This window comes from Enterococcus sp. AN402 (assembly GCF_040719405.1).
In the GTDB taxonomy this organism is placed as follows: domain Bacteria; phylum Bacillota; class Bacilli; order Lactobacillales; family Enterococcaceae; genus Enterococcus; species Enterococcus faecalis.
The window spans coordinates 2,563,477-2,588,926 of record NZ_JBFDTM010000004.1 but is presented as its reverse complement, the minus strand read 5'-3'; the positions used below and the strand labels follow the sequence as shown (position 1 = coordinate 2,588,926).

At 37.9% G+C, this 25,450-nt stretch carries 21 protein-coding genes; 14 read left to right on the top strand and 7 right to left on the bottom strand.

The window, feature by feature from the left end:
• Positions 1–9: 9 nt before the first annotated feature.
• Positions 10–1,641, bottom strand: a complete 1,632-nt coding sequence (locus AB1I62_RS14055; RefSeq protein ID WP_002359215.1) for an ABC-F family ATP-binding cassette domain-containing protein — start codon at positions 1,639–1,641, stop codon at positions 10–12.
• Between the two features lie 253 nt (positions 1,642–1,894).
• Here AB1I62_RS14055 and AB1I62_RS14050 point away from each other — a divergent pair, with 253 nt between their 5' ends.
• The 7 genes from AB1I62_RS14050 to AB1I62_RS14020 all read left to right on the top strand — a co-directional run bounded on the left by AB1I62_RS14050 (position 1,895) and on the right by AB1I62_RS14020 (position 9,808).
• Positions 1,895–4,780, top strand: coding sequence for a sigma 54-interacting transcriptional regulator (locus tag AB1I62_RS14050; RefSeq protein ID WP_002370598.1), 2,886 nt, complete (start codon positions 1,895–1,897; stop codon positions 4,778–4,780).
• A 202-nt stretch (positions 4,781–4,982) separates the two neighbouring features.
• Complete coding sequence (locus AB1I62_RS14045) at positions 4,983–5,495, top strand: mannose/fructose/sorbose PTS transporter subunit IIB (RefSeq protein ID WP_002385473.1); 513 nt, start codon at positions 4,983–4,985, stop codon at positions 5,493–5,495.
• A 234-nt stretch (positions 5,496–5,729) separates the two neighbouring features.
• Positions 5,730–6,722, top strand: coding sequence for a mannose/fructose/sorbose PTS transporter subunit IIA (locus AB1I62_RS14040; RefSeq protein ID WP_002356030.1), 993 nt, complete (start codon positions 5,730–5,732; stop codon positions 6,720–6,722).
• Between the two features lie 34 nt (positions 6,723–6,756).
• Positions 6,757–7,560, top strand: a complete 804-nt coding sequence (locus tag AB1I62_RS14035; protein ID WP_002356031.1) for a PTS mannose/fructose/sorbose transporter subunit IIC — start codon at positions 6,757–6,759, stop codon at positions 7,558–7,560.
• Positions 7,561–7,582: 22 nt separating this feature from the next.
• The gene (locus tag AB1I62_RS14030) at positions 7,583–8,494 is read left to right on the top strand and encodes a PTS system mannose/fructose/sorbose family transporter subunit IID (RefSeq protein ID WP_002356032.1); all 912 of its coding nucleotides are present in this window, start codon (positions 7,583–7,585) and stop codon (positions 8,492–8,494) included.
• A 161-nt stretch (positions 8,495–8,655) separates the two neighbouring features.
• Positions 8,656–9,033: a DUF956 family protein gene (locus tag AB1I62_RS14025; protein WP_002356033.1), complete on the top strand. Its 378-nt coding sequence runs from the start codon at positions 8,656–8,658 to the stop codon at positions 9,031–9,033.
• Between the two features lie 247 nt (positions 9,034–9,280).
• Positions 9,281–9,808: an HdeD family acid-resistance protein gene (locus AB1I62_RS14020; protein WP_002356034.1), complete on the top strand. Its 528-nt coding sequence runs from the start codon at positions 9,281–9,283 to the stop codon at positions 9,806–9,808.
• 46 nt (positions 9,809–9,854) lie between these two features.
• Here AB1I62_RS14020 and AB1I62_RS14015 read toward each other — a convergent pair whose 3' ends face one another.
• On the bottom strand, positions 9,855–10,058 hold the full coding sequence (locus AB1I62_RS14015) for a hypothetical protein (protein ID WP_002383512.1): 204 nt from the start codon (positions 10,056–10,058) through the stop codon (positions 9,855–9,857).
• Between the two features lie 197 nt (positions 10,059–10,255).
• Here AB1I62_RS14015 and AB1I62_RS14010 point away from each other — a divergent pair, with 197 nt between their 5' ends.
• The 5 genes from AB1I62_RS14010 (at position 10,256) to mprF (ending at position 17,236) form a co-directional block, all read left to right on the top strand.
• The gene (locus AB1I62_RS14010) at positions 10,256–11,026 is read left to right on the top strand and encodes a MurR/RpiR family transcriptional regulator (protein WP_010773878.1); all 771 of its coding nucleotides are present in this window, start codon (positions 10,256–10,258) and stop codon (positions 11,024–11,026) included.
• A 148-nt stretch (positions 11,027–11,174) separates the two neighbouring features.
• Positions 11,175–12,743, top strand: a complete 1,569-nt coding sequence (gene malX / locus AB1I62_RS14005; protein ID WP_010818093.1) for a maltose/glucose-specific PTS transporter subunit IIBC — start codon at positions 11,175–11,177, stop codon at positions 12,741–12,743.
• 14 nt (positions 12,744–12,757) lie between these two features.
• Complete coding sequence (locus AB1I62_RS14000) at positions 12,758–13,972, top strand: MalY/PatB family protein (protein WP_104859528.1); 1,215 nt, start codon at positions 12,758–12,760, stop codon at positions 13,970–13,972.
• Positions 13,973–14,071: 99 nt separating this feature from the next.
• Entirely contained in the window at positions 14,072–14,452 is a 381-nt protein-coding gene (locus AB1I62_RS13995; protein ID WP_002356039.1) for a RidA family protein, read from the top strand.
• A gap of 192 nt (positions 14,453–14,644) precedes the next feature.
• Positions 14,645–17,236 carry a bifunctional lysylphosphatidylglycerol flippase/synthetase MprF gene (gene mprF / locus AB1I62_RS13990; protein WP_002378676.1) on the top strand — a complete coding sequence of 864 codons (2,592 nt, stop codon included), beginning with the start codon at positions 14,645–14,647 and terminating at the stop codon, positions 17,234–17,236.
• Positions 17,237–17,271: 35 nt separating this feature from the next.
• On the opposite strand, the gene AB1I62_RS13985 is transcribed toward mprF, so the two are convergent.
• The 3 genes from AB1I62_RS13985 to AB1I62_RS13975 form a co-directional block, all read right to left on the bottom strand.
• On the bottom strand, positions 17,272–19,887 hold the full coding sequence (locus tag AB1I62_RS13985; protein WP_367019360.1) for a YfhO family protein: 2,616 nt from the start codon (positions 19,885–19,887) through the stop codon (positions 17,272–17,274).
• A gap of 543 nt (positions 19,888–20,430) precedes the next feature.
• Positions 20,431–20,940 (bottom strand): ClbS/DfsB family four-helix bundle protein, encoded by a 510-nt coding sequence (locus AB1I62_RS13980; protein ID WP_104859523.1) that lies wholly within the window; start codon positions 20,938–20,940, stop codon positions 20,431–20,433.
• 7 nt (positions 20,941–20,947) lie between these two features.
• Positions 20,948–21,415 (bottom strand): VOC family protein, encoded by a 468-nt coding sequence (locus AB1I62_RS13975; RefSeq protein WP_104859522.1) that lies wholly within the window; start codon positions 21,413–21,415, stop codon positions 20,948–20,950.
• 64 nt (positions 21,416–21,479) lie between these two features.
• Here AB1I62_RS13975 and AB1I62_RS13970 point away from each other — a divergent pair, with 64 nt between their 5' ends.
• Positions 21,480–22,427 carry a YafY family protein gene (locus AB1I62_RS13970; RefSeq protein ID WP_002389777.1) on the top strand — a complete coding sequence of 316 codons (948 nt, stop codon included), beginning with the start codon at positions 21,480–21,482 and terminating at the stop codon, positions 22,425–22,427.
• A 91-nt stretch (positions 22,428–22,518) separates the two neighbouring features.
• Here AB1I62_RS13970 and AB1I62_RS13965 read toward each other — a convergent pair whose 3' ends face one another.
• Both AB1I62_RS13965 and proB read right to left on the bottom strand, forming a co-directional pair.
• Complete coding sequence (locus AB1I62_RS13965) at positions 22,519–23,772, bottom strand: glutamate-5-semialdehyde dehydrogenase (protein WP_025186428.1); 1,254 nt, start codon at positions 23,770–23,772, stop codon at positions 22,519–22,521.
• Positions 23,759–24,574, bottom strand: a complete 816-nt coding sequence (gene proB, locus AB1I62_RS13960) for a glutamate 5-kinase (RefSeq protein WP_002389550.1) — start codon at positions 24,572–24,574, stop codon at positions 23,759–23,761. The genes AB1I62_RS13965 and proB overlap by 14 nt, the downstream gene beginning before the upstream one ends.
• Positions 24,575–24,893: 319 nt before the next feature.
• Here proB and AB1I62_RS13955 point away from each other — a divergent pair, with 319 nt between their 5' ends.
• Positions 24,894–25,379, top strand: coding sequence for a dUTP diphosphatase (locus tag AB1I62_RS13955; protein ID WP_002359232.1), 486 nt, complete (start codon positions 24,894–24,896; stop codon positions 25,377–25,379).
• The last annotated feature ends 71 nt before the right edge of the window (positions 25,380–25,450 follow it).

Genomic DNA, 25,450 nt, shown 5'->3' with positions numbered 1-25,450 from the left:
TCTATTTTTTTAATAATCTGAACTGAATAAAACGTCCATTTGTTTTTGAATTTCTGGGTTTTCCAAGAATTCATCATAGGTTGTTTCTGCCCGATCAATAACCCCTTTATCAGAAACAGCAATAATTCGGTTCGCTAATGTTTGGATAAATTGGTGGTCATGTGAAGCAAAAAGAATTGAACCAGTGAAAGCCATCAACCCATCATTTAACGCAGTGATTGATTCTAAGTCTAAGTGGTTCGTTGGATCATCTAAAACTAAGACATTGGCTTTGGAAAGCATTAATTTTGAAAGCATGACACGCACTTTTTCGCCTCCGGAAAGAACATTGACTGGTTTTAGTACCTCTTCACCAGAGAATAACATCCGACCTAAGAAACTACGTAAGAACGTATTGTCATCTTCTTCTTTACCAGCAAATTGACGTAACCAATCTAAAATGGTTAATGGCTCTTCAAAGTCTTTGCTGTTGTCTTTTGGTAAATAAGCTTGGCTAGTTGTAACGCCCCAACGAACAGAACCTGTATCGGGAGTAATTTCGCCCATAATCACTTTGAATAACGTAGTCGTTGTAATATCTGAGTCAGCGATGAATGCCACTTTATCATCTTTTGTTAAGTTGAACGAGATATTATCTAAGATTTTTTTGCCATCAATCGTTACAGAGACATTTTCAACTTGTAATAAGTCATTGCCGATTTCACGTTCTGGTGTAAAACCAACGAATGGATAACGACGAGAGGAAGGTTGAATGTCATCTAAGGTAATTTTATCTAACATTTTTTTACGAGACGTTGCTTGTTTTGATTTTGAGGCATTGGCGCTAAAACGAGCGATAAAGTCTTGTAATTCTTTGATTTGTTCTTCTTTTTTGGCATTAGATTGTGCTTGCAATTTTGTCGCTAGTTGGCTTGATTCCAACCAGAAATCATAGTTACCAACGTAAAGTTTGATTTTACTAAAGTCTAAATCTGCCATGTGAGTGCAGACTTTGTTTAGGAAATGACGGTCATGGGAAACCACGATAACGGTATTTTCAAAGTTGATTAAAAATTCTTCTAACCAATTGATTGAGCGGGTGTCTAAACCATTTGTCGGCTCGTCTAATAGTAAGACATCTGGTTTACCAAAAAGAGATTGAGCTAATAACACTTTGACTTTTTGACCAGCTGTTAATTCGCTCATTTTTTGATCATGTAATTCTTCTGGAATGTTTAGCCCTTGGAGTAAAACAGCTGCTTCAGGTTCTGCTTCCCAACCGTCAAGTTCAGCAAATTCGCCTTCTAGTTCTGCGGCACGAATCCCATCTTCATCTGAAAAATCTTCTTTCATATAGATAGCATCTTTTTCTTTCATTACTTCGTAAAGACGTTTATGTCCCATAATTACAGTTTCTAAAACAGTGTAGTCTTCGTAGTCAAAGTGATTTTGTTTCAGCGTTGCTAGTCGCTCATTAGGACCCATTGAAACCACGCCAGTTGTCGGTTGAATCTCACCTGATAAAATTTTAAGAAACGTTGATTTTCCTGCACCGTTTGCGCCGATTAAGCCGTAACAGTTGCCAGGAGTAAATTTAATATTCACTTCTTCAAAAAGTTTACGATCTGGAAATTGTAAACTTACATCATTAACAGTAATCAATTGTTTTCCTCGCTTTTAATATATTCTTGAACCTCTCTGCATTATATCGGCTACAGAACCTTTTTTCAAGGAGTTTCAATCTTTTTACAGAAACGAATAAAAAGGTGGGTTTTTTATAGAAAAAAAGGCGTTTTTTCAAAATGTTTCATGTGAAACAGAAATTTTTTTCATGAAAGGGTTTTTAGTGTATTTTTTTAATGATACACTGTATCATGTAAATTAATTAGTGTATCGATTAAAGGAGCCATCAAAAATGAAGCGGATTGAAAAAATCTATCAATATGTTAAAGAGCAAACGAAGAATTTAACGCCAATGACCTTAACAAGTGATGCGGGAGTCACGACACAAGAAATTTCAGAACGTTTAAACATTCAGCGGACCAATGCTAGTAAAGATTTGAATCAACTCGTTCGTGAAGGGCGCTTGAAAAAATTATCTGGTCGACCAGTAAAATATGTCGCGCAGGTGGCGTTTCAGCATCGACCATTAACCAAGCCAGTTAAAAGTTATCGGGAAAAATCAATGGATCACTCCACAAAAACTTTTATCGAACCATTGGTTGAACCAGTAGTCACGACCAGTAAAACCCCAGAAGTTGAAGATATTTTCAAAAAAATTATCGGTTCAGCTGGAAGCATGAAAACGCCGGTGGAACAAGCCAAAGCAGCGATTTTATATCCGCCAAAAGGCTTGAATTGTTTAATTACTGGACCAACAGGTTCTGGGAAAACTTATTTTGCTCATGCCATGTTTCAATTTGCGAAGCTGAACCAAATTGTGGCCAAAGAAAAAGAGTTTGTGGTGTTTAACTGTGCAGACTATGCGCATAATCCAGAACTTTTGATGTCGCATTTATTTGGGTATGTAGAAGGGGCCTTCACAGGCGCTACGAAAGCGAAAGAAGGGATTATTGATGAAGCAGATGGCAGCATTCTGTTTTTAGATGAAGTACATCGGTTACCACCCGAAGGACAAGAAATGATTTTTTATTTTATGGATCACGGCGTGTACGCGCGTTTAGGTGAAACAGTGAAATCACATCATGCGGATGTTCGGATTATTTGTGCTACGACGGAGAATCCTACTTCTTCTTTATTGAATACTTTTGTGCGACGCATTCCGATTATCATTCAATTACCGAACTTTAGTGACCGTCCTGCGAAAGAAAAAATTGACCTCCTAAAAGTGATGGTTTCAATGGAAGCAGCACGGATTCAACGGCGAATCTCTTTGTCAGAAGATGTGGTCAAAGCGTTAATTGGAAGTGTTTCTTATGGAAATGTCGGTCAGCTAAAATCGAATGTGCAACTTGTGACTGCGCGAGGGTTCCTTAATCAGATGGAACAAGAGGAATTAATGATTACGATGGACGAATTAACGGACAATATTAAAGAAGGCATTATGCAACTTGCCAGTAATCGAGAAGTATTGTCGGAGTTGTCGAAATATCTGGAACCGCAATTAGTGGTATCACCAAATGAATCTTTAGTAGCTATTCAGTCAGATGCCTATGAATTGCCTTACAATCTATATGAGATTATTGGAGATAAAGCGGCTCTCTTAAAAGCAGACGGCTTGGACCAAGAACTAATTAATAATTTTATTACAACGGATATCAATGTTCATTTAAAATCTTTCTACAAAGATTATGGATTCACCTTTGATACAGAAAATAAATTGGCTGAAATTGTTGACCAACGAATTATTGATGTCACTAAGAAAATTTATAATTTTGCAGCGAAGCGGTTATCGTATTCGTTTCAACCCAATTTTATTTATGCAATGAGTTTACACATTAGTTCTTTCTTGAAACGCATCCAATTAGGCAAAGATCCTAAGCATCCTTTAAATGAAAGTATTCGAAATATGGTTTTAGATTATCCAACAGAGTTTGAAACAGCGAAAGAAATTAAAAATATTATTGAAAGTAGTTATCAGATGGAGATTCCTGAATCTGAAAGTTACTATTTAGCTGTTTTGCTCATTTCTTTAAGAGAAAATCCTGAGGCTGGCCGGATTGGCATTGTCGTGGCTGCGCACGGAAATAGTACCGCTAGCAGTATGGTACAAGTGGTCTCTCAATTGTTAAATGTTGATAATTTGAAGGCTGTGGATATGCCTTTAGATATGCCACCGAAAGAAGCTTTGCGTAAAATCGTTGAAGCAGTTGGTGAAGTGAATGAAGAAAATGGCGTACTATTATTGGTGGACATGGGTTCATTAAGTACGTTTTCAGAAGAAATTGTACGCCAGACAGGCATTGATGTGCGGACAGTAGACATGGTGACCACGCCAATTGTTCTTGAAGCGGCCCGCAAAACCGCATTAATTGATACGCAATTGGAAACACTTCACGAGTCTTTAAAAAACTTTCATGGCTATGCCGATATTCGCCAAAGTGAAACGAAACAAATCATTGAAAATTGGAAAACAAGAGCAATTATTGCTATCTGCGCTTCTGGAGAAGGAACTGCGCGCCGAATGAAAGAGCTTATTGAGGAAGCTGTCTTGCCACAAATAGACTGGCATTTAGAAGTGATTCCTTTGTCCATTGTAAATATGAAAGAAGTCTTGCCTAAAATTCAAGAAGACTATGAAATTATTGCGACAACTGGGATTACCAATCCCAAAATTGGAGTTCCTTATATTTCCATGGAAAATTTCTTTTCCGGTGAAGCAGAAAAAATTATTCAGCAATTACTAGCAGAGCGGAAAGAAGAAGTAATGAATAAGCCGTTGGACGAAGCGGCAGCAAAAGAAATTTGTCTAAAATATATGGAGCAAAGTTTCACTTTCATTAATGGAAAAAAAATCATTGATCTGTTGTGGTCATTCGCTAAAAATATCCAAACCCAATTAGCGATGCCAGAAGAGTACACATTTTACATCAATTTGATTATGCACACATCGGGCATGTTGGAGCGTATTTTACGGAATGATACACTGACGGTTTCAGAAAAGGAACTTGGTCGATTGGTTCAAGAACCAATTTATCCAGTGATTGTGGCCTCAATTGAGACTATGGAAGAAGCTCTTAATATGGATATTCCAGCAGAAGAAGTTTATTTTATCGCACAGTTAGTCAAAAATGCCCAGTGTATCGAAGATAAAATCACCGAAATTGATACACTAGATTAATACAGAAAAATCGATACACTATTTATTAGTGTATCGATTTTTTGATTTTCTTAAAAAAACCTATAATTTTCTAGGTTTCAAACCGATACACTAAAGTTGGCACGAAACTTGCTTATAATAAGGTGTCCCTTTTTACCTAAAATTTTTAAGTAAAAAGACAAAGGTCCTAACCTTTAAAAATGAATTTAAAGGAGCATTCCCGATGGTAATGGATATTCGTTTAGCTCGAATTGATGATCGATTAATTCATGGCCAAGTAGCAACTGTTTGGGCAAAATTGACGAACATTAATCGCATTTTAGTGGTTAGTGATTCCGTTGCTCATGACAATTTGAGAAAAGCCTTGTTAGTTCAAGCTGCTCCACCTGGTGTCAAAGTAAATGTCATCACTGTTCAAAAAATGATTGATGTTTACCCTGACCCTCGTTTTGATTCGTTTCGAGCCATGTTGTTATTCACTAATCCTTTGGACGTGAAACGAGTGGTCGAAGGCGGTGTACAACTCACTTCTGTGAATATTGGCGGAATGAGTTTCAGCACAGGCAAGCGAATGATTACGAATGCAGTCGCAGTGGATGCCAACGATTTAAAAGCATTTCTGTTTTTAAATGAACAAGGTATTGAATTGGAAATTCGAAAAGTCGCAGCAGACAGCCAAGTGAATTTGATGGATTTACTGAAAAAAGAGCGTAGCAAAGAAAATAACGCCAGCTGACGTTCATTTTTACAGACGAAAGACATTGAAAGGATGTGGTGGCCTAGGACCAACATCATTGCTTCATGAACTGTATTGATAAAGGCAAGTGCTGATGTTGAAAAAAATCAAGAACTATTGAAATTTTTTCATTTATTTTTGTCAGAATCTGATTTATCTGATTTTTTTCAAAAAGTGAAAGCGTTTAGCAGTACAACCATGAAAAAAAACATCAATTATACAGGAGGTATAAAAATGGTAGGAATTATCCTAGCAAGTCACGGTGAATTTGCTGAAGGGATCTTGCAATCTGGTGCAATGATCTTTGGCGAACAAGAAAATGTAAAAGCAGTTACGTTAATGCCTAGCGAAGGTCCCGATGATGTAAAAGCAAAAATGCAAGAAGCCATTGCATCGTTTGACAATCAAGACGAAGTACTATTTTTAGTTGACCTATGGGGAGGAACACCATTTAACCAAGCGAACTCATTGTTAGAAGATCATAAAGACAAATGGGCAATCGTTGCAGGTATGAATTTACCAATGGTTATTGAAGCATATGCTTCTCGTTTCTCTATGGAATCAGCACAAGAAATTGCGACACACATTCTTGAAACAGCAAAAGATGGTGTCAAAGTTAAACCAGAAGAGTTACAACCAGCAGAAGCACCAAAAGCTGCTGCGACAGAAGATGCACAGCCAAAAGGTTCGTTACCACCAGGTACAGTTGTTGGCGATGGCAAAATTAAATTTGTGCTAGCACGTATTGATTCACGTTTATTACATGGTCAAGTAGCAACAGCTTGGACAAAAGCAACACAACCAAACAGAATTATTGTTGTTTCTGATGCCGTTGCAAAAGATGACTTACGTAAGAAATTAATCGAACAAGCAGCTCCTCCAGGAGTAAAAGCCAATGTTATTCCAATTAGTAAAATGATTGAAGTAGCAAAAGATCCACGTTTTGGCAATACAAAAGCATTATTATTATTTGAAAATCCTGAAGACGTCTTAAAAGTGGTTGAAGGCGGCGTAGAAATCCCAGAAGTAAATGTTGGTTCAATGGCTCACTCTGTTGGAAAAGTCGTTGTAAGCAAAGTATTATCAATGGGTCAAGAAGACGTTGATACGTTTGATGAATTAAAAGCCAAAGGCATCAAATTTGATGTGCGTAAAGTGCCAAATGATTCAAAAGCGAATATGGACGAAATTTTGAAAAAAGCAAAAAATGAGTTAGCAAACGCGTAACTCGCCAAATACAAATCAAAATAGGAGGCTTATCATGTCTGTTATATCAATTATTTTAGTTTTACTCGTTGCCTTTCTAGCTGGTATGGAAGGGATTTTGGATGAGTTCCAATTCCACCAACCGTTAGTAGCATGTACATTAATCGGATTAGTTACTGGTAATTTAGAAGCCGGAATTGTTTTAGGTGGTACTTTACAAATGATCGCGTTAGGTTGGGCGAACATCGGGGCTGCCGTTGCGCCGGATGCCGCTTTAGCATCTGTTGCCTCAGCAATTATTTTAGTTTTAGGTGGCCAAGGTGTTAAAGGTGTTCCTTCAGCGATTGCCATCGCAGTTCCTTTAGCGGTTGCAGGTTTGTTCTTAACAATGATCGTTCGGACAGTTGCGGTTCCAATCGTTCACATGATGGACGCGGCTGCTGAAAAAGGCAACATTAAACAAGTTGAAATGTTACACATTTTCGCTGTATGTTTACAAGGTATTCGTATTGCGATTCCAGCAGGTGCGTTACTATTCATTCCTGCTGACACTGTTCGTAATTTCTTAGAATCAATGCCAGCTTGGTTAACTGATGGTATGGCTATCGGTGGTGGTATGGTCGTTGCCGTAGGTTATGCATTAGTAATCAACATGATGGCAACAAAAGAAGTATGGCCATTCTTCATTATCGGTTTCGTAGTCGCAGCGATTTCTCAATTAACATTAATCGCATTAGGTGCTTTAGGTGTCGCTTTAGCTCTTATTTACTTGAACTTATCTAAAATGGGCGGTTCTTCTAACTCAAATGGCGGAGGCAACTCTGGCGACCCATTAGGCGATATTTTAAACGACTACTAATTCTGAAGGAGGAGCAAAGAAAATGGCAGAAAAAATTCAATTAACTAAAAAAGATCGTTTAGCTGTAGCTTGGCGTTCAACATTTATCCAAGGTTCTTGGAACTATGAACGTATGCAAAACGGCGGCTGGGCATTCTCAATGATTCCAGCAATCAAAAAATTATATAAAACGAAAGAAGAACGTTCAGCGGCGTTAAAACGTCACTTAGAGTTCTTTAATACACACCCATACATTGCCTCACCAATCCTTGGTGTAACATTAGCTTTGGAAGAAGAACGTGCCAATGGCGCACCAGTTGATGACGTAGCGATTCAAGGGGTTAAAGTTGGGATGATGGGTCCTTTAGCCGGTGTCGGTGACCCAGTTTTCTGGTTTACTGTTCGTCCAATGTTAGGCGCTTTAGGTGCTTCCTTAGCAATGGGTGGTAACATCTTAGGCCCAATCTTATTCTTCGTTGCTTGGAACTTAATTCGTTGGTCATTCATGTGGTATACACAAGAGTTTGGTTACAAAGCAGGTTCTAAAATTACTGATGACCTTTCAGGTGGTTTACTACAAGATATTACAAAAGGTGCTTCTATTTTAGGGATGTTCGTACTGGCCGCATTAGTTCAACGTTGGGTATCGATTAAGTTCTTACCAATTGTCTCACAAGTTAAGTTAGACAAAGGTGCTTATATCGAGTGGGATAAACTTCCTGCTGGCGGTGAAGGAATGCATAAAGCCTTTGAACAAGTGAACCAAGGCTTGGCGCTTTCACCAACGAAAGTTACTACTTTACAAGATAACTTAGATCAATTGATTCCAGGTCTAGCACCATTACTACTTACATTCTTATGTATGTGGTTATTGAAGAAAAAAGTTAGCCCAATCGTTATCATTCTTGGTTTATTCGTAGTCGGCGTTGTCGGCCACTTAATCGGCTTATTATAAGAATGACGAGGTAAGTTTATTACTTCTAATCAAAAAAAGCGGAAGAGAAGTCGAGAAACTTTTCTTCCGCTTTTTTAAACAAAGATGTAATTTTGTTTGTTTCGATCAGGAAAGAAACGTATAATAAAGAGGAATTAGTCGAATGAAATGGAGCAGATAACATGGTACAATCATTAAACACAAAAGTTGATTTAGTTATAGATGCGACGGCATTTACAGGATTAACAGATTATGGACAAATTATGATAGGTGACCGCGGGTTTGAATTTTACCATGCCAAAGATCCACGTAAGTTTATCCAAATTCCGTGGGAAGAAGTCGATTACGTGTTGGCTTCAGTAATGTTCAAAGGAAAATGGATTCCTCGTTATGCGATTCAAACCAAGAAAAATGGGACGTATACGTTTGCTTCAAAAGAGCCGAAGCGAGTGTTACGAGCTATTCGTGAATATGTTGACCCAGATCATATGGTCCAATCTTTGAGTTTCTTTGATGTCATAAAAAGAGGGATTCTCTCGATTGGGAAAAAGAAAAAATAATTTATAACTGTTACTTTTTTATAAACTAGATGAAAAAGTAGCGGTTTTTTTGTGGGAAAACGAGGGACTTATTTATACAAAAAAGGCACAATTGTGCACCAAAAAAGAGACAATCAAGTGATACGTTGTTTTTAATGGAGTTATCATTGAAATGGTTTTCAGAAAGCACGATGAAAATATTTGACACCTTGTAAAATAGTAGTAACATAATAAGTGTAATAAATTATTTTATAGAGGAGTGAGTGTCATGGAACAACGACAACATCATGGAATGGACTGGGGTTCATTAGTATTAGGAATTCTATTTGTTCTGACTGCATTAATTTCTTTCCAAAATCCTGCCGGTAATTTAATTGCCATTGTGATGGTTTTTGCGATTTTTGCTATTATTAAAGGGATTTTCGAAATTTTTGTACGTAATCGTATGAAAGAATTGCTAGGCTACAAAGCTTATGCACCAATCATCTTAGGGATTATTGATATCCTAATTGGTGTTTACTTATTGTTTAACTTAAATATTGGTGTCGCTGTGTTACCATTTGTTTTTGCAATTTGGTTTTTATTCGACTCAATTTTCGGCTTATTTACTTTAGATTTTGCTAAACGAGTAAGCACAGGTTACTTCTGGTTCACATTAATTGTTGATGTTTTAGGGATTATCTTAGGTGTAATGTTATTATTTAATCCATTGTCTTCAGCATTAACTTTAAGCTTCTTAGTTGGCTTTTACTTTATGATGTTTGGTATTAGCAATATTGTATATGCTTTTAGATAAAAGAAGTAAAAAAACAGGTTTTCCGAAAAGGAAAACCTGTTTTTTTTTAATAACGACGGTGGCAGTTGCCATTATTTCCCGAAATTGTTCGAACAAGCCACACGATAATCGCTACGGGAACTAAAATTTTTACTGCTAGCCACAATAAGCTTCCCACGATACCGACAACGGCACTAAAGAGTGAACCGACAACTAAAAATAAAAGGACCACTAAAAGAATATTTATAAACATTGGTCGTTGATTATTCATACGTACTACCTCCAAATTTTTCCTGTTTTCTATATACAGAGTATAGCAAGAAAGCGCAACAAGCACCTCCATCGGAAGGCTGATTTTTTTCTCTGGCGAATGATGGAGCCGCTGTTGGTTATTTTGGACTTTCTTATTGAAATAATCAGAATATTCTGGTGTATAATTATAAAAAAGGATTTAAAGTGAGGGATTGGATGACGACTGAGGGATTAATCGCTTTGTTAGAAAAGAAACGAAATCATTTAAGTAAAATTGAAAATCAAGTACTGGATTATATTTTAACGCATATGACGGAAATTAGTTCACAAACCATTTATGAGGTGGCGCAGGCGTTGTTTGTCTCAACAGCCACTATTTCTCGAACAGCAAAACACTTAGGTTATCGAGGCTTCCAAGAATTAAAATACGCAATCGTCCAATCAGTGCAGAGCGAGAGCACAGAAAGCGATAGTCGTAGTTTTCAAGCTATTACGCAACAGTTGATCGCCAATGTGCAAGACAGTTTTCAACAAATGGATGAAGCCAAAGTCGCGGAAATGCTTAAAATGATTGAGCGTGCGAATACGATTGAAGTGTTCGGTGTTGGTGGCAGTTTTCCTATTTGTACTGATTTTGCACGAAAGCTAACATTTTTAGGAAAAAAAGCCTATGCACGATCTGATTGGGATGAACAAGCGGCAGCAGTTAAGAATCTGGACGGACAGGATTTAGCCATTTTTGTCAGTTATACAGGAGAAACTAAGGGGATTTTAGCGTATGCACGTGTAGCGCAGGAACAGCAAGTGCCGATGATTAGTTTGATTTCGACTAAAGGAAGCACCTTGGAAAAATTGTCGACGACGACGTTATTTGCCAAAGGGACGACACGTTATCATCAGCGCGTGGATTTAAGTTCAAGAATTGCTGTCATTTGTTTGTTCGATACGGTTTTATTAATGTATGCAGAGGCAAAGCAGCCGCGGTAATTTTATGCAACACCATACTAAATGATGTAAGGGGATACAGAAAGAGTGTAGCCTCTTTTTTCTTTGTTTTGGGCTAGTTATAATGAGGGCAATGAATGTAAACGCAATCATTTTTAGTTTTGTAAAGAATGAATGGAGGAGTTAAGAAATGGCAGTAAAGAAAAAGAAAGCGACTTTCTGGGAGTTTTTCCAAGGATTAGGTAAAACGTTTATGTTACCAGTGGCTTTATTAGCTTTTATGGGGATTTTGTTGGGATTAGGAAGTTCTTTTTCCAGTGAATCCATGATTGAAACGATCCCGTTTTTAGGAAAGCCAGCAGTGAAAATTATTTTCCAATTTATGTCGACAATTGGTGGTTTTGCGTTTGCCTATTTACCTGTCATGTTTGCAATGGCCATTCCGTTGGGGTTAGTTCGGAAAGAAAAAGGAATTGCTGCGTTTTCAGGTTTCGTAGGCTATACGGTGATGAATTTAGCGATTAATTTCTATTTAGTGCAGACGAATCGCCTCGTGGATCCTGAGCAGTTGCGGGAAGCCGGCCAAGGAATGGTTTTTGGGATTCAAACGATTGAAATGGGCGTTCTTGGTGGAATTATCGCTGGGCTTATTGTCTATAAGTTGCATAATCGATTTTATACGGTGCAACTACCAGATAGTTTTGCCTTCTTTTCTGGCGCACGGTTTGTGCCAATTATTACTTCATTAGTAATGGCATTCGTGGGCTTAGTAATTCCGTTAGTTTGGCCACTTTTCGCGCTAATGATTATGGCGATTGGCCAACTTATCCAACGTTCTGGTATTTTTGGGCCTTTTCTGTTTGGGTCAGGGGAACGTCTACTGTTACCGTTTGGGTTGCATCATATTTTGGTTTCCATGATTCGTTTTACTGAAGCAGGGGGTTCAGCGGTGGTGGCTGGCAAAGAAGTGTTTGGTGCGTTAAATATTTTCTATGCAGAATTGCAAAATAATTTACCGATTTCACCAAGCGCAACAGCTTTCTTGTCACAAGGGAAAATGCCGACCTTTATTTTTGGCTTACCAGCGGCGGCGCTTGCGATGTATCATACTGCAGCTCCGGCGAATCGACATAAGATTAAAGGCTTACTCCTTTCGGGTGTAATTGCTACGGCTATCACTGGCATTACAGAACCAATTGAATTTTTATTCTTATTTATTAGTCCATTATTATGGCTGTTTCATGTCATTATGACTGGTCTAGGTTTCATGGTAATGGCTTTATTGGGTGTTGTGATTGGGAACACTGATGGCGGGCTACTGGACTTTGTTATTTTTGGCTTGTTACAAGGAACTTATACAAAATGGTGGTGGGTTCTCATTGTCGGCGCTATCTGGTTTGTTATTTATTATTTCGTCTTTAAAACAGTCATTGTAACCTTTGATTTAAAAACACCTGGACGAGACAAGGTCTTAGATGAGACTGAATATACCGATCAAGAAGTTCAATATAAGAAAACGGGTGGCTATGATGCGCCTGGGATTTTAGCGGCTTTGGGTGGGCAAGAGAATATTCAAGCTATTGATAATTGCATTACGCGTTTACGTTTAGTGTTAGCAGATGCTAATAAAGTAGATGATGACAAATTAAAGCAATTAGGGGCTTTAGGCGTTGTACATTTAGATGCGCAGAATGTACAAGTGATTATCGGAACCAAAGTGACAACGGTCCGTAATCAATTAGAGATGATTTTAGGTTAGAAAAAAGACAGAAGGTGAAGAGTGTGTCGTTTGATAAAGCAATTGATCGACGAGGAACGTATTGTACACAGTGGGATTTTGTAGAAGACCGATTTGGGGAAGCGGACTTGCTTCCCTTCACTATTTCCGATACGGATTTTGCTGTGCCAGAGGCAGTTCTGGCAACATTACAGGAGCGTTTGAAACATCCCGTATTTGGCTACACGAGGTGGAACCATCCGCAATTAAAAGAAGCAATTCAAACGTGGTACCAGACAAGATTCCAGACGAAGATTGAAGAACACTGGATTATGTATACCCCGACTGTTATCTATGGTATTTCTGCTTTGATTCAATTATTGACTAACGAAGGGGAGGGCATTATTTTACAAACACCTGCCTATGATGCATTTTTTAAAGTCATTCAGGAAAATAAGCGGCAAGTAGTGGCAAATGAACTGATTTATCAAGAGAAGCGCTACAGCATTGATTTTATTGATTTAGAAAAAAAACTAGCGCAACCAGAAAATCGCTGTTTGCTTTTATGTTCTCCGCATAATCCAACAGGACGTGTTTGGGAGCAATGGGAATTAGAGCGAATGGTTTCATTGTGCCAACAGTATGATGTGTTTTTACTTTCTGATGAAATTCATATGGATATCGTTAATAAAGGCCATGTTCATCGACCAATTACGCAATTTAATTATAAAAAATCTGCCATTATTACCAGTGGCACGAAAACTTTTAATTTTCCAGGGCTGATTTTTGCTTACGCTTTAATTCCAGATAACGAATTACGTGACGCTTTTCAGCTCAAATTAAAAAACGCCGATGGTTTATCATCAACAAGTATTTTGGGAATGCTAGCAACCATGACGGCCTATCAAAAATGTGGTACTTGGGTTGACGAGTTGAATGATTATTTAGCGGAGAACCAACGTTACGTGAAAGATTTTTTACAGACATATTTGCCAAAAATTAAAGTGACGGAGCTGGAAGCCACTTACTTAATGTGGTTGGATATATCAGCGGCAGTTCCAGATGTGGCCCGCTTACAAGAGACTTTAGTTTCTGTGGGGAAAGTCGCCATTATGGACGGCTCGATTTATGGCGGTAATGGACAACAATTTTTACGGTTAAATATTGGCTGTTCGCAAGCAAAACTACACGAAGGACTTGAAAGGATGCGCCAAGGTTTTGAAGCTGTTTTACAAAAGGATGGCACAGCATCAGCGCTTGGGAATAATTGAGAAAAGATAGCATTCCGAAAATGGTTGCAGTACAATGGAAAAATAGAAACAAATAAAATAACAAAAAGTAACAACTTGTCATTTACTGGGGGAAAAGAAATGAAAACAATTAAAACAAAGCAAGCACCACAAGCAATTGGGCCATATTCACAAGCAAAAATTGTGAATGGTTTATTGATTACTTCTGGTCAGATTCCACTGGATCCTGAAACAGGCAAGGTGGTTGGGACAACGATTAAAGAACAAACCAATCAAGTACTGAAAAATATTCAAGGGATTTTAACAGAAGCTGGTAGTGATTTTGCTCATGTAGTCAAAACGACATGCTATTTACAAAATATGGCGGATTTCACGGCATTCAATGAAGTCTATGCTGAGTATTTTAGTGCGGAATATCCTGCACGCACAACGATTGAAATCTCTAAATTACCGATGGATGTGTTGGTGGAGATTGAGATTATCGCAGAAGTAGTGGCGTAAAAAATACAGTTAAAAGAGTGAGAAAAAAATCTAAGACGATTTTTTTCTCACTCTTTTTTTTCAATAAAACAATACGATTCAGCCAAAATGTCTAGCCGTGCTGGAAAATTTTCAGCAAATAGGCTACCATGGAAGAAAATCGATAAAACGAAAGTTAAATGAATAGAAAAGAGATATGAAAGAGGCTATAAGATGAAAAAAAATATTAGCCAACTAACGCAGTGGTTGAAAGAACACAGTTTATTATTGAAACTAATTTTTCTTGGTTCTGTATTAGTTTTCGTGGCTAACCAAGTGACACATATCGCTCAAGGCATGACCTGGGCGGATATTTTTTCCACGATGGAACAACAAAGTACGGGGCGTTTAATTGGTATGGTCTTGGCAGGACTATTAGGGGTTATTCCGATGCTCCTTTATGACTATGTAGTCGTTAAATTATTGGAAAAAGAAGGTAAGCCACCAATGAAACGAATGGATTGGTTAACTTCGGCTTGGGTCACCAATACCATTAATAACTTAGCGGGTTTTGGCGGCGTGGTTGGGGCAACGCTACGGATTAATTTTTACGGAAAAGATGTACCGCGGGGCAAGGTTGTAGCAACGGTCTCAAAAGTTGCTCTGTTCTTGATTTCAGGGTTATCTATTTTATCTTTTGTGGCGTTTGTTGATTTATTTTTTATTCGAACCCAAAATGTTTTTCGTGAATATTGGGTTTGGTTATTATTGGGCAGCCTGATTGCGCCAGCGCTCTGGTTTTTCACGTATTTAAAACGGCGAACATTGTTTAAAACATTTTTTCCAAAAGCAGTGCTCCTATTATTCGGCGCTTCATTAGGTCAATGGCTAGGTGGGATGTTTGCTTTCTTGATGATAGGTCGCTTGATGCAGGTGCCAGTTTCGATGGTTTCTGTTTACCCAATGTTTGTTATCGCTACGTTAATCGGTATGTTAACCATGGTTCCTGGTGGTATGGGAACGTTTGATGTCTTAATGATTTTGGGCTTGTCACAATTAGGGATTGATCGATCACAAGCGGTCGTCTGGTTGTTGTATTATCGTTTGTTCTATTATGTGACGCCTTTTATGACAGGAGTTATTTTGTTCTTGCAACAAGCAGGCATGAAAGTCAATCAATTTTTTGATAATTTACCTCGGTTATTTTCACAAAAAGTGGCGCATTTTATTTTGGTGGCGGCGTTATATTTTGCAGGAATTATGATGGTTCTATTGTCGACTGTGACGAATTTGTCGAATGTCAGTCGTTTATTCCAAGTGTTACTTCCCTTTTCTTTTAATTTTTTAGATCAAACATTGAATTTATTTGTAGGATTCTTGTTATTAGGTTTAGCTCGAGGCATTTCTATGAAAGTGAAAAAAGCTTATTGGCCTACAATTATTTTACTAGGATTTTGTATTGTAAATACGGTGGCACGAACGACTTCGTGGCAGTTAATTGCTGTTTATGCTGTTATTTTATTGGCGGTTATTTTGGCTCGTAAAGAATTTTATCGTGAAAAGTTTGTTTATTCATGGGGCGCTTTAACGGTAGATAGTATTTTGTTTGGCTGCTTGTTTATCGGTTATGCGGTTGCTGGCTATTACGCCGCACGACCAGCTGGTGGCAATCAAGTTATCAATCACTTTTTGTTGTTTCCGTCAGATGATGTTTGGTTTAACGGATTGATTGGTTTAAGTATTTCCTTGATTGGTTTATTCTTTTTGTATCAATATTTAGCCGAAACAACTGTTACTTTAGGTGAGGGGTTTGAGGAAGCGCGGTTGACACGCTTTTTGGAAAAATTTGGTGGCAACGAAGGCAGTCAATTTTTGTATTTAAAGGATTATGGTCATTTTTACTACCAAGAAGAAGGCGAAGATCAAGTACTTTTTGGGTTTCAAATGAAGTTTAATAAATGCTTTGTCTTGGCGGATCCAATTGGGCAACGAGAGAAATGGACAGCGGCGACACTGGCGTTTATGGATCAAGCTGATTTGTTAGGCTATCAATTAGTTTTTTATCGTATCTCGGAAGAATATGTTATGAATCTTCACGATTGCGGCTTTGAATTTATGAAAGTTGGGGAAGAAGGCTTGATTCAATTTGATGAGCCGTCAACAGTGAATCAAACAGCCTGGACGGAAACAGTGACTGAAAAAATAGCAGCAGAAGCAGCGGATTTTCAGTTTGAATTTTATCCCGAAACGATTAGTGATGCCTTATATCAAGAGTTAGAACGAGTTTCTGCGGACTGGTCACGGAATCAAAAAGAGCGCTACTTTATTGGTGGACGGTTGGATCCCGAGTACTTGAAATGCAGTAGCGTGGGCTTGGTGAGACAGAAACAAACGGTCATCGGTTTCATTACTGGAAAAGAAATGGAAAAAGGCAAAAGTATTTCGTATGATTTGTTACGTATTCGTTCAGAAGCACCTGCTTTTACTAGAGAATATTTGTTCACTCATTTTATTGAAACTTATCAACAGCAGGGCTATCAATTAATTGATATTGGGATGGCGCCGTTGGCTAACGTAGGGGAGAGCAAGTACTCTTTCTTAAAAGAACGCTTTGTTAATATTTTTTACAAGTATAGTTATCAAATTTATGCGTTTCAAGATACACGCAAGCGCAAAGAACAATATGTCACTAGTTGGCAACCACGTTATTTTGCTTATCCTAAGCGGACCAGTGTGCTCTTTGCTTTTGTGCAACTTTCCTTGTTGATTACGAAAGGAAGACATCAAAGTGTTTCGCTTGTGGAAGAAGCAATGACTGAAATTTAAAAAATCACGCGATGACTTAGCCATCGCGTGATTTTTTATTTGTCTTCTTTTTTACGGTTTCGTCTAGCAGGAATCAAGGTTACGTAGGCAACGAAACCACCAGTACATAGAACGAATAACACGATGCCAGGAATCAATCCTTCTGGTAAATAAGAGAACTGAATAGTATGGGTTCCAGCGCTGACAGGAACGCTTAGAAAGGCATCTTTAAAGGCTTTTGGGGTAACTTTTTTGCCGTCAATTTTGATACGCCAACCTTTGTCATAAGGAATTGTAGTGACGAGTACTTGATCTTTGTCGGCGGTAAAGGTACCTGAAGCAGAGCGTTTGCCAGTTGTTAAATCAACGCCTTTTTCTTGCACGGCGGAAATGGCTTTTTCAAATGCATTGGTATTTAAGCCAACCACTTGCGGCTGAACAAAACTTACTGCTTTGGTTCCATAAAAACTTACTTTGAAGTTAACAGTTGTATCTTTTGGATAGTAGCCTAAATTATAATATTGGCCAGTAATGCCAATTTGTGATTGCTGACTTGAGCCGTTCACGGTGACCGTCGCAGTGGAACTTTCCAATTGAGCAAAATCCGTTGGGAATAAACTCAAATAAGCTTGCGTATTGGCGGGCACATTGACTGTATAAGAAATCTCTTTGGCTACGTTATGTTGTTTCTCCGTAAAAGTTACGCCAGCTGTATTTTGCGTAATTGTCACGTTATTTTGAAGCGTCATCGTTGGTTGATAAAAGGTAAAATACCGTTCATTGGTATTGGCTAAAGCATTTAGTAAATTTGTTTGACTACCTAAATTATCATTGAGAGGTTGCCGAACATTGTAAATCTCTTTGTCTGCTAAAAATCCTAACGGCAAAGCATTTTCGTTACGATAAAGCTGATATTTACCAGCAGCTGCTTGCCGTTCAAAGCCGAATTTCATTGGATTATTTTCAGCAATATTGTATTTAATGCCCATCAAAGCATCCATTAACAAGGTATTATTTTGGTAACGAATATTTAAATTCGTGCCTCGCGAGCGGAAACCTAAGGCGTTTAGGTACGTTGAAGAATGTCGGTTCCGTACGGAAGAAAACATGCTAATGCCACTGTAGCCATAGTTAATGCCGTCATTGGCCGAAACACCATTTAAATTTTCCAAGCGGTAAAAGGTATCATTTTCTTTTTTTGTTTGATCGACTAGATTTTTTAAGTCAGGATAAGGCTCAGAATACAAGCTTCGTGATGCGTAGTTCCAATCATCTAAAATACCAGTGACCATCGCCCGTGTGTTAATGATTGCTTCACCAGAAACGAGCAGCAATAACAAAATCACTAAGTATTGCATAGGCGCTTTTTTCAATTGATAAAAAGCAATCCCGAAAAAGTATGATAGTAAAAAAGTTGCCGTTAATACGAAAGAGGTTAAAGTCACATACGTATAACTAGTAGCACCTTTTGTGCCCATTGCAAGAGCAAAAATTGCTAAAAGAATCAAAATCAAGCCGCTTAAGACGCCGAGATCATCCTTTTCAAATTTTTCCCAACCATAACCAGCAAGCAAAATAACTAGGAATGAAAAGAGGAAACTATAGCGAAAAAGAAACATGTTCGGCGCATGCATGCCGTGCCAGAATAAATTTAAGGGCGTGATGTAAAAGCTAGCAATCAATAGGACAAACAAACTGCCAAAAAGTAGTTTGTTTTTCAATGGAACTTCTTTCGTAACGAAATAGAAGAGACAAAAAATCAAAGGCAACAACCCAATGTAAATAAAAGGAATGGACCCATATTTGGTTGTATCGTAAACGCCAATCATATTTTTCATAATAATATCTAAAAAGGCAGTCGCTTCTGTTTTAAAGGTTGTAATTTCAGAAAGAGTTTCACCATTGGTTCGTAAATCTAAGACAGCAGGTAAAACCATAATCATAGATGCTCCACCAGCTAAAAGAGAAGTAGTAAAATACGCAACGATTCGAGATTTATATCGTTGCCAGTCTGTAAACGTTCGTGCAAAATAGTACAGGAAGGAAAACAACCCAATCATAAAGCCAAAATAATAATTTGTAATGAAAAGCAAGAAATAACTGACAAACAATAATGTCGGTTTTCGTTGGTCCATTAAACGATGAATTCCTAAAATTACGAGTGGCAGATAAATAAAGGCATCCAGCCACATAATTAATTCTGAATGGGCCACAATGAAGGACATTAGCGCATAAGACACACTTAAAGTCACATGGGACCATTTAGGAATCTTAAAGGTTTGTTTTGCCAAGAACCAAAAACTCAAGCCAGCACTCCCAATTTTCAACAATGTTAGGAAATAGAGCGCATCAGGCATGTTTTGATTGTTAAAGAAAAAGACGAGCGGCGTAAATAAGCCACCAAGATAATAGGAAATTAAGGACAAGTAGTTTAGTCCCAAAGAAGCATTCCACGTATAGAAAAGACTTTGTTTTCCATGAAGAACATTGTTAAAGCTTGCGTGAAAGTTTGAAAATTGAGAAAAGGCATCGCTGGCTAAAACACTGCGACTACTTCCTGGATAAATCCCAATACTCAAATAGATAATTGCCATAATTAAAAATGGAATGAAGAAACTGGCTAACATATAAGGCCAGTTGTTTTTTAAAAACTGCCTACTTTTATTTTTCATAAATAACCTCACCTGATTTTTCGAAAGTACCTATAGTTTATCATACTCTTTATTTGATGTACCAATAGAAGAAAAACTTTAAAATTTTATTAGGATCCTAAGGGTGGAGTGAAGAAGAATTAGTAGTAAGGGATTGACATTCAAATGCTAAATCACCAGATTAAACAACGAATATTCTCCGAAAAATTGCTGAAAACGCCCTGTGGATAACTTTGTGCATAACTCTGTTGAAAACCACAAAAAAGCTTTTTATCTCGGTTTATCCACAAGGATAAGTTTTCGAGTTGCTAAAAAAAATAGACGCAAGTTCAGAAGTCCTGCTTGCTAAAAGAAAAGGAAGCCCTAAAGTTGAAAGAAGATGAAAACGTTATTAAAACAACGTTTTCATCTTCTTTTTTCTAGAATTTACAAAGATTTAATGTCGAACAAATAAGCACTGTGGAAAAGTTTTTTGGAAAAAATAAGAAATTTCATCCACAAAGTTTTCTGTGGAGAATTTAAAAATGCTTGTCAAGCTTTTTTTGAAAAAATGTGGATAACTTTTTAAAGACACGCTTTTTTCCATTTGCGAATTTGCGTTCGGAAACTAGTAAAAGGGGCAACGCTATTAATGTGAATCCATTTCCAAAGAGGCCATTGTGCTTTGGTGGTCGCCCAAGCCCGTTGTTGAGGTAAAAATAATTCGTCTTCGGAAAGCGAGTCAATCCAATGAAGTAATTTTTCTAAGGTGTCTTGCAACGCAATCAGCTGACTTTCTAAACTCATTTGTCCATAGGTTTGATAAAATGATTGATAGAGAGAGCCCAGTTGATTCCATTTATAGCCTTCAGCTGGCGTTTGAACGGTCAGACCACGTTGTTCTTGTTCTTCCCAAGAAAGCAGCAAGTTGAGCCAACCTAATTGATAGGCTAAGTTCTCTGAAGGTGTTTTAGCTACTGTTTCAATTCGGTGATCTTTAAGTGTTTCAGGAATTTCTGCAAATTCAGCTGAATATTTTTGTGAAGCTATTTGAATGGTCTCAATCAAGGCTTCTTTTGATTCATAGGTTCGCATTCTTCGGCTAACTTCCTTTCTTGGTAGGATCTGCTTGTTTTTCTTGAGTAATTTGAGTGACTAAACCAAAAGGATCTTTCACAATCGCATAAAATGTTGCAAATTCATTTTCAATTGGTTCTTGGATAATACAGGATTCGGGATGGCGCGTGAGTTTTTCAAAAATTGTTTTGGCAGAGTGACGGCTATTGACGGTTAAGCTGAGGGTCAATTGTTCTGTGGGCGTGGTATTCATTCCTGCAAACAAAGGATTATCAGCTAGTTGTAATTGAAAAGTGTCCATTTGTAAAATCGAGTGAGAAAGCCAGTGTTCTTCGTCAGCGGGAATGGTCAAAGAAGGATTTAAACGCTCTTTAAATTCTTGATTAGTAATTTTAAAAAGAATATCACCAGCAAAGGCTTCTTGGTAAAACGTCAAGGCTTCCGTTGCTCGTCCATTTAAGACCATAAAAAGGGCAAATTGTGTGTTTTTCATTGTTTGAACCTCCTAAGATTGATAAGATAAGCATAACAATAAAAGGTGTCAAAAAGTGACACCGATGGAGGGAAAAATGAAAAAATCAGAACGTTTAAATCAGGAACTTTTTTTCTTGAGAACCCATCCTCAGTTTAATTTAAATCAGTTAATGAAAACTTTTGGGATTTCTAAAAGCACAGCTTTGCGGGATATTGAAGCTTTGGAAAATTTAGGCGTGCCGCTATATGTGGAGAATGGTCGTTATGGTGGCTATCGAGTTTTAAACAAACCGTTGTTGCCGCCGATTTATTTTAACGAAAATGAAGTGTTAGCGATCTTTTTTTCGTTACAATTACTGAAATTAGTCGCAGAGTCACCGTTTGGTCATTCCTATCAGCAAATTAAGCAAAAATTATTGCATTCTTTAGATGAACCAACCCAATTTAAAATCAGTCAAATGAGTAAGGTCGTCTATTACGAAGGAATTGAACAAGTAGAAGCACCAGGCAATTTAGAGCAGCTGTTTCATTGTATTTTGGCGCAACAAGTAATTCAGTTTAACTATACCAGATATGAAGCAACAACGAAAAAAATCTTACCAACCCGGTTAACTATTTTAGAAGGGTATTGGTATTGTTCAGGCTATGATGTGACTAAAAAGGCTTGGCGTACTTACCGCTGTGATTTTATGGAGGCTATTCAGCAGTTAAACCAAACACTGGATTTTACGACTGAAGAACTGAAAGAATCGTATCGCCATCAACAAACGACGGCACGTACGATTCCATTTAAAGCAATCATTACAGAAAAAGGCAAAGAATTTTTTTATAAACATCGCTTTGACAATATTCAGTTGGAAGAAACGCCCACGCAGTGTTTTTTAGTTGGACAGATTCATCCAACAGAAACACAATTTTTAGCCAACTATTTTATGGGCTTTGGTGAAGAAGTGACAATTTTAGAGCCAGTTCAAGTGAAACAAGCGTATGTAGAAAGTATAATGAGGATTCAAAAAAAATATCAAGAATAGATTGTGGGACTGTGAACAATCCTATGTGTAAAAATGCACATTGGAGAGGAGAAAGAAAAACCCTTGATTTAAAAATCAAGGGTTTTTCTTTCTAAGAACGTGCTTGCCCATTTCCATAAATAACGTATTTTGTCGAAGTAAGCTCTGCTAAGCCCATAGGTCCACGGGCATGTAATTTTTGCGTACTAATGCCGATTTCGGCGCCAAATCCAAATTCAAAACCGTCCGTGAAACGAGTTGAAGCATTCGCATAAACAGCGGCTGCATCCACTTGTTGTAAAAATTGTTGTGTGGCAAAGTAATTATCACTAATAATACTTTCAGAATGTTTTGTATTGTAGCGATTAATATGCTGGATGGCTTCGTCTAAAGAATCAACGACTTTCACTGCTAAGATAAAGTCGAGAAATTCCGTTTCCCAATCTTGTTCAGTCGCTGGAATGGCTTCTTCAAAAATTGCTAACGCACGTTCATCTGCCCGAAGTTCCACGTGAAACTCCTTCAAGGCTTTTTCAATTGTTGGTAAAAAGGCTTCAGCCACCTCTTGATGAATTAATAACGTTTCGGCGGCGTTACAGACAGAAGGACGTTGACATTTAGCATTGACAATAATTTCAGTTGCCATTGTTAACTGGGCGTCTTTGTCCACATAAATATGACAATTGCCCGTGCCCGTTTCAATAACAGGAACAGTTGCTGTTGTCAAAACAGTTTTGATTAAGTTGGCGCCGCCACGCGGAATGAGGACATCCAAGTAGTCATTTAAGCGCATAAGTTGTTGGGCTGTTTCTCTAGAAGTATCATCAACAAATTGAATGAGATGGGGAGAAACGGCTTGTTGGATTAGCGCTTCTTGTAAAATTGTCACCAATATCTGATTGGAGTGAAACGCTTCTTTTCCGCCTCGAAGAATAACAGCATTTCCCGATTTGAAACAAAGGCTAGCGGCATCTGTTGTCACGTTTGGCCGCGATTCATAAATGATTCCAATAACACCTAAAGGCACGCGTTGTTGCCCAATTAACAGCCCCGCTTCATTGCGCCACATTTTATCTACTTCCCCAATTGGATCGGGTAAAGTAGCGACTTGGCGTATGCCCTCGGCCATCGCTGTGATCCGTTCTTCTGTTAAACGTAAGCGGTCTTGCATTGTTTCAGAAATTCCGTGGGTAGCGGCTTGCTCTAAATCTAATGCGTTTGCTTGTAAAATGCGGGGTGCATTGGCTTCAATGGCTGCGGCCATTTTGTTTAACAAAGTATTTTTTTGACGAGTATCCATCAAGCCTAGCGTATAAGAGGCTTCTTTAGCTTGTTGCCCTAGTTGCTTTAAATCAGTCACTTTCATGCCCTCCTTTAATAAATAACGTACCGATATCTTTTCCTTCTAAAATTTCAAAAATGATTTTTGGCTGCTTTCCGTTTGCTAAAATCATCGCCTGTTGATTAGCTAACACACGTTCAGCAGCTTTTAATTTACTAGACATCCCACCAGTGCCAAAGCGGCTCCCCTTACCACCGGCTAATTGGAACAAGTCTTCATTAATTTCATTGATTTCAGAGAATAACGTGGCTTCTTTGTTGACAGTAGGGTTATCTGAAAAGAAACCATCAATATCTGATAACATAACTAACAAGTCAGCTTGAACAATTTGGCAGACAATGGCAGACAATTGATCGTTATCCCCGAACTTGGTTAAGTGATCCAATTCTTCAATTGCGACAGTATCATTTTCATTGACGATAGGAATAATATTCATTTTTAACAGTTGTTCAAAAGTATTAGTAACATTATTGCGACTTTCAGGATATTCAATAACATCACGTGTTAATAAAACTTGTGCCATTTGTTGGCTATAGGTTGAAAACCGCTGATTATAAATGTTCATTAATTCTGCTTGTCCGACTGCAGCGACTGCCTGTTGTTCGGGAATTGTCGTTGGGCGCACAGATAGATTTAATTTATTCAGTCCGACACCAATTGCGCCAGAAGAAACTAAAATAATTTCTTTGCCTTGGTTGCTTAAATCACTCAAAGTAAAGGCTAATTGATCAATTGCTTTTAAGTTAATATTGCCATTGGGATAAATCAGAGAACTGGTTCCGACTTTTATCACAATTCGTTTGGCCTGTTGGAGTTTGTTTCTCATAAGTGCCTCGTTTCTTTTTACAGTAAAATTTGACACTCATTATAACAAAATCAGCGGCTACTAGAAAGTGCTAAATAATGAATAGTAAAGAAAGTTTAATGAAAGTGTGAACTTTTTGAGGGAATCTTGGGACTTTTTGGGATTTGGTCTGTTTATTTTAAGAGAAGATGATAGACTAAAAGAAGGAAAATAAACAAAAATTCTCCTCTTTTTTGCGTAGTCTAGATTAACTGGGCTTTTAGAAATGAGAAACTTACTAAAAACAACCAGAGTATCAGAGATTATGGTAAAATAGGAGTAGTTTAGACAGTAGGGGAGAATGGATATGAAACAACGTGGTTTTGAGATTATTTCTAAGTATCAAGAAGAGGGCTTGAGTGTCCCACAACGAGCAACAAAAGGTGCCGCGGGGTATGATTTTCAAGCAGCCGAAACGGTCGTTGTACCAAGTCTTTGGAAGTTACAACAAGCTGGAGAAAATCCCAAACCAATTTTAGTTAAAACAGGAATTAAGGCGTATATGCCTGATTCTGAATATTTAGAATTGGTGAGTCGTTCTTCGAACCCGCTAAAACGGTTCCTACTTTTAGCGAATGGTGTCGGAGTCATTGACAGTGATTATTATAATAACGAGAATAACGAAGGACATATCATGTTCCAATTTTTAAACTTTGGATATGAAGATGTTGTCATTGAAAAAGGCGAACGAATTGGCCAAGGGATTTTTAAGCCGTTTTTATTAGCGGATGATGACCAAGTCGAGGCAGAAAGAACGGGCGGTTTTGGTTCGTCTGGACAAAAATAAAGCCCATTTTTTCAGTAGGCAACGTTATTCAAACCATTTAATAAATGTTAAAATAAACAACAGATAAGGAG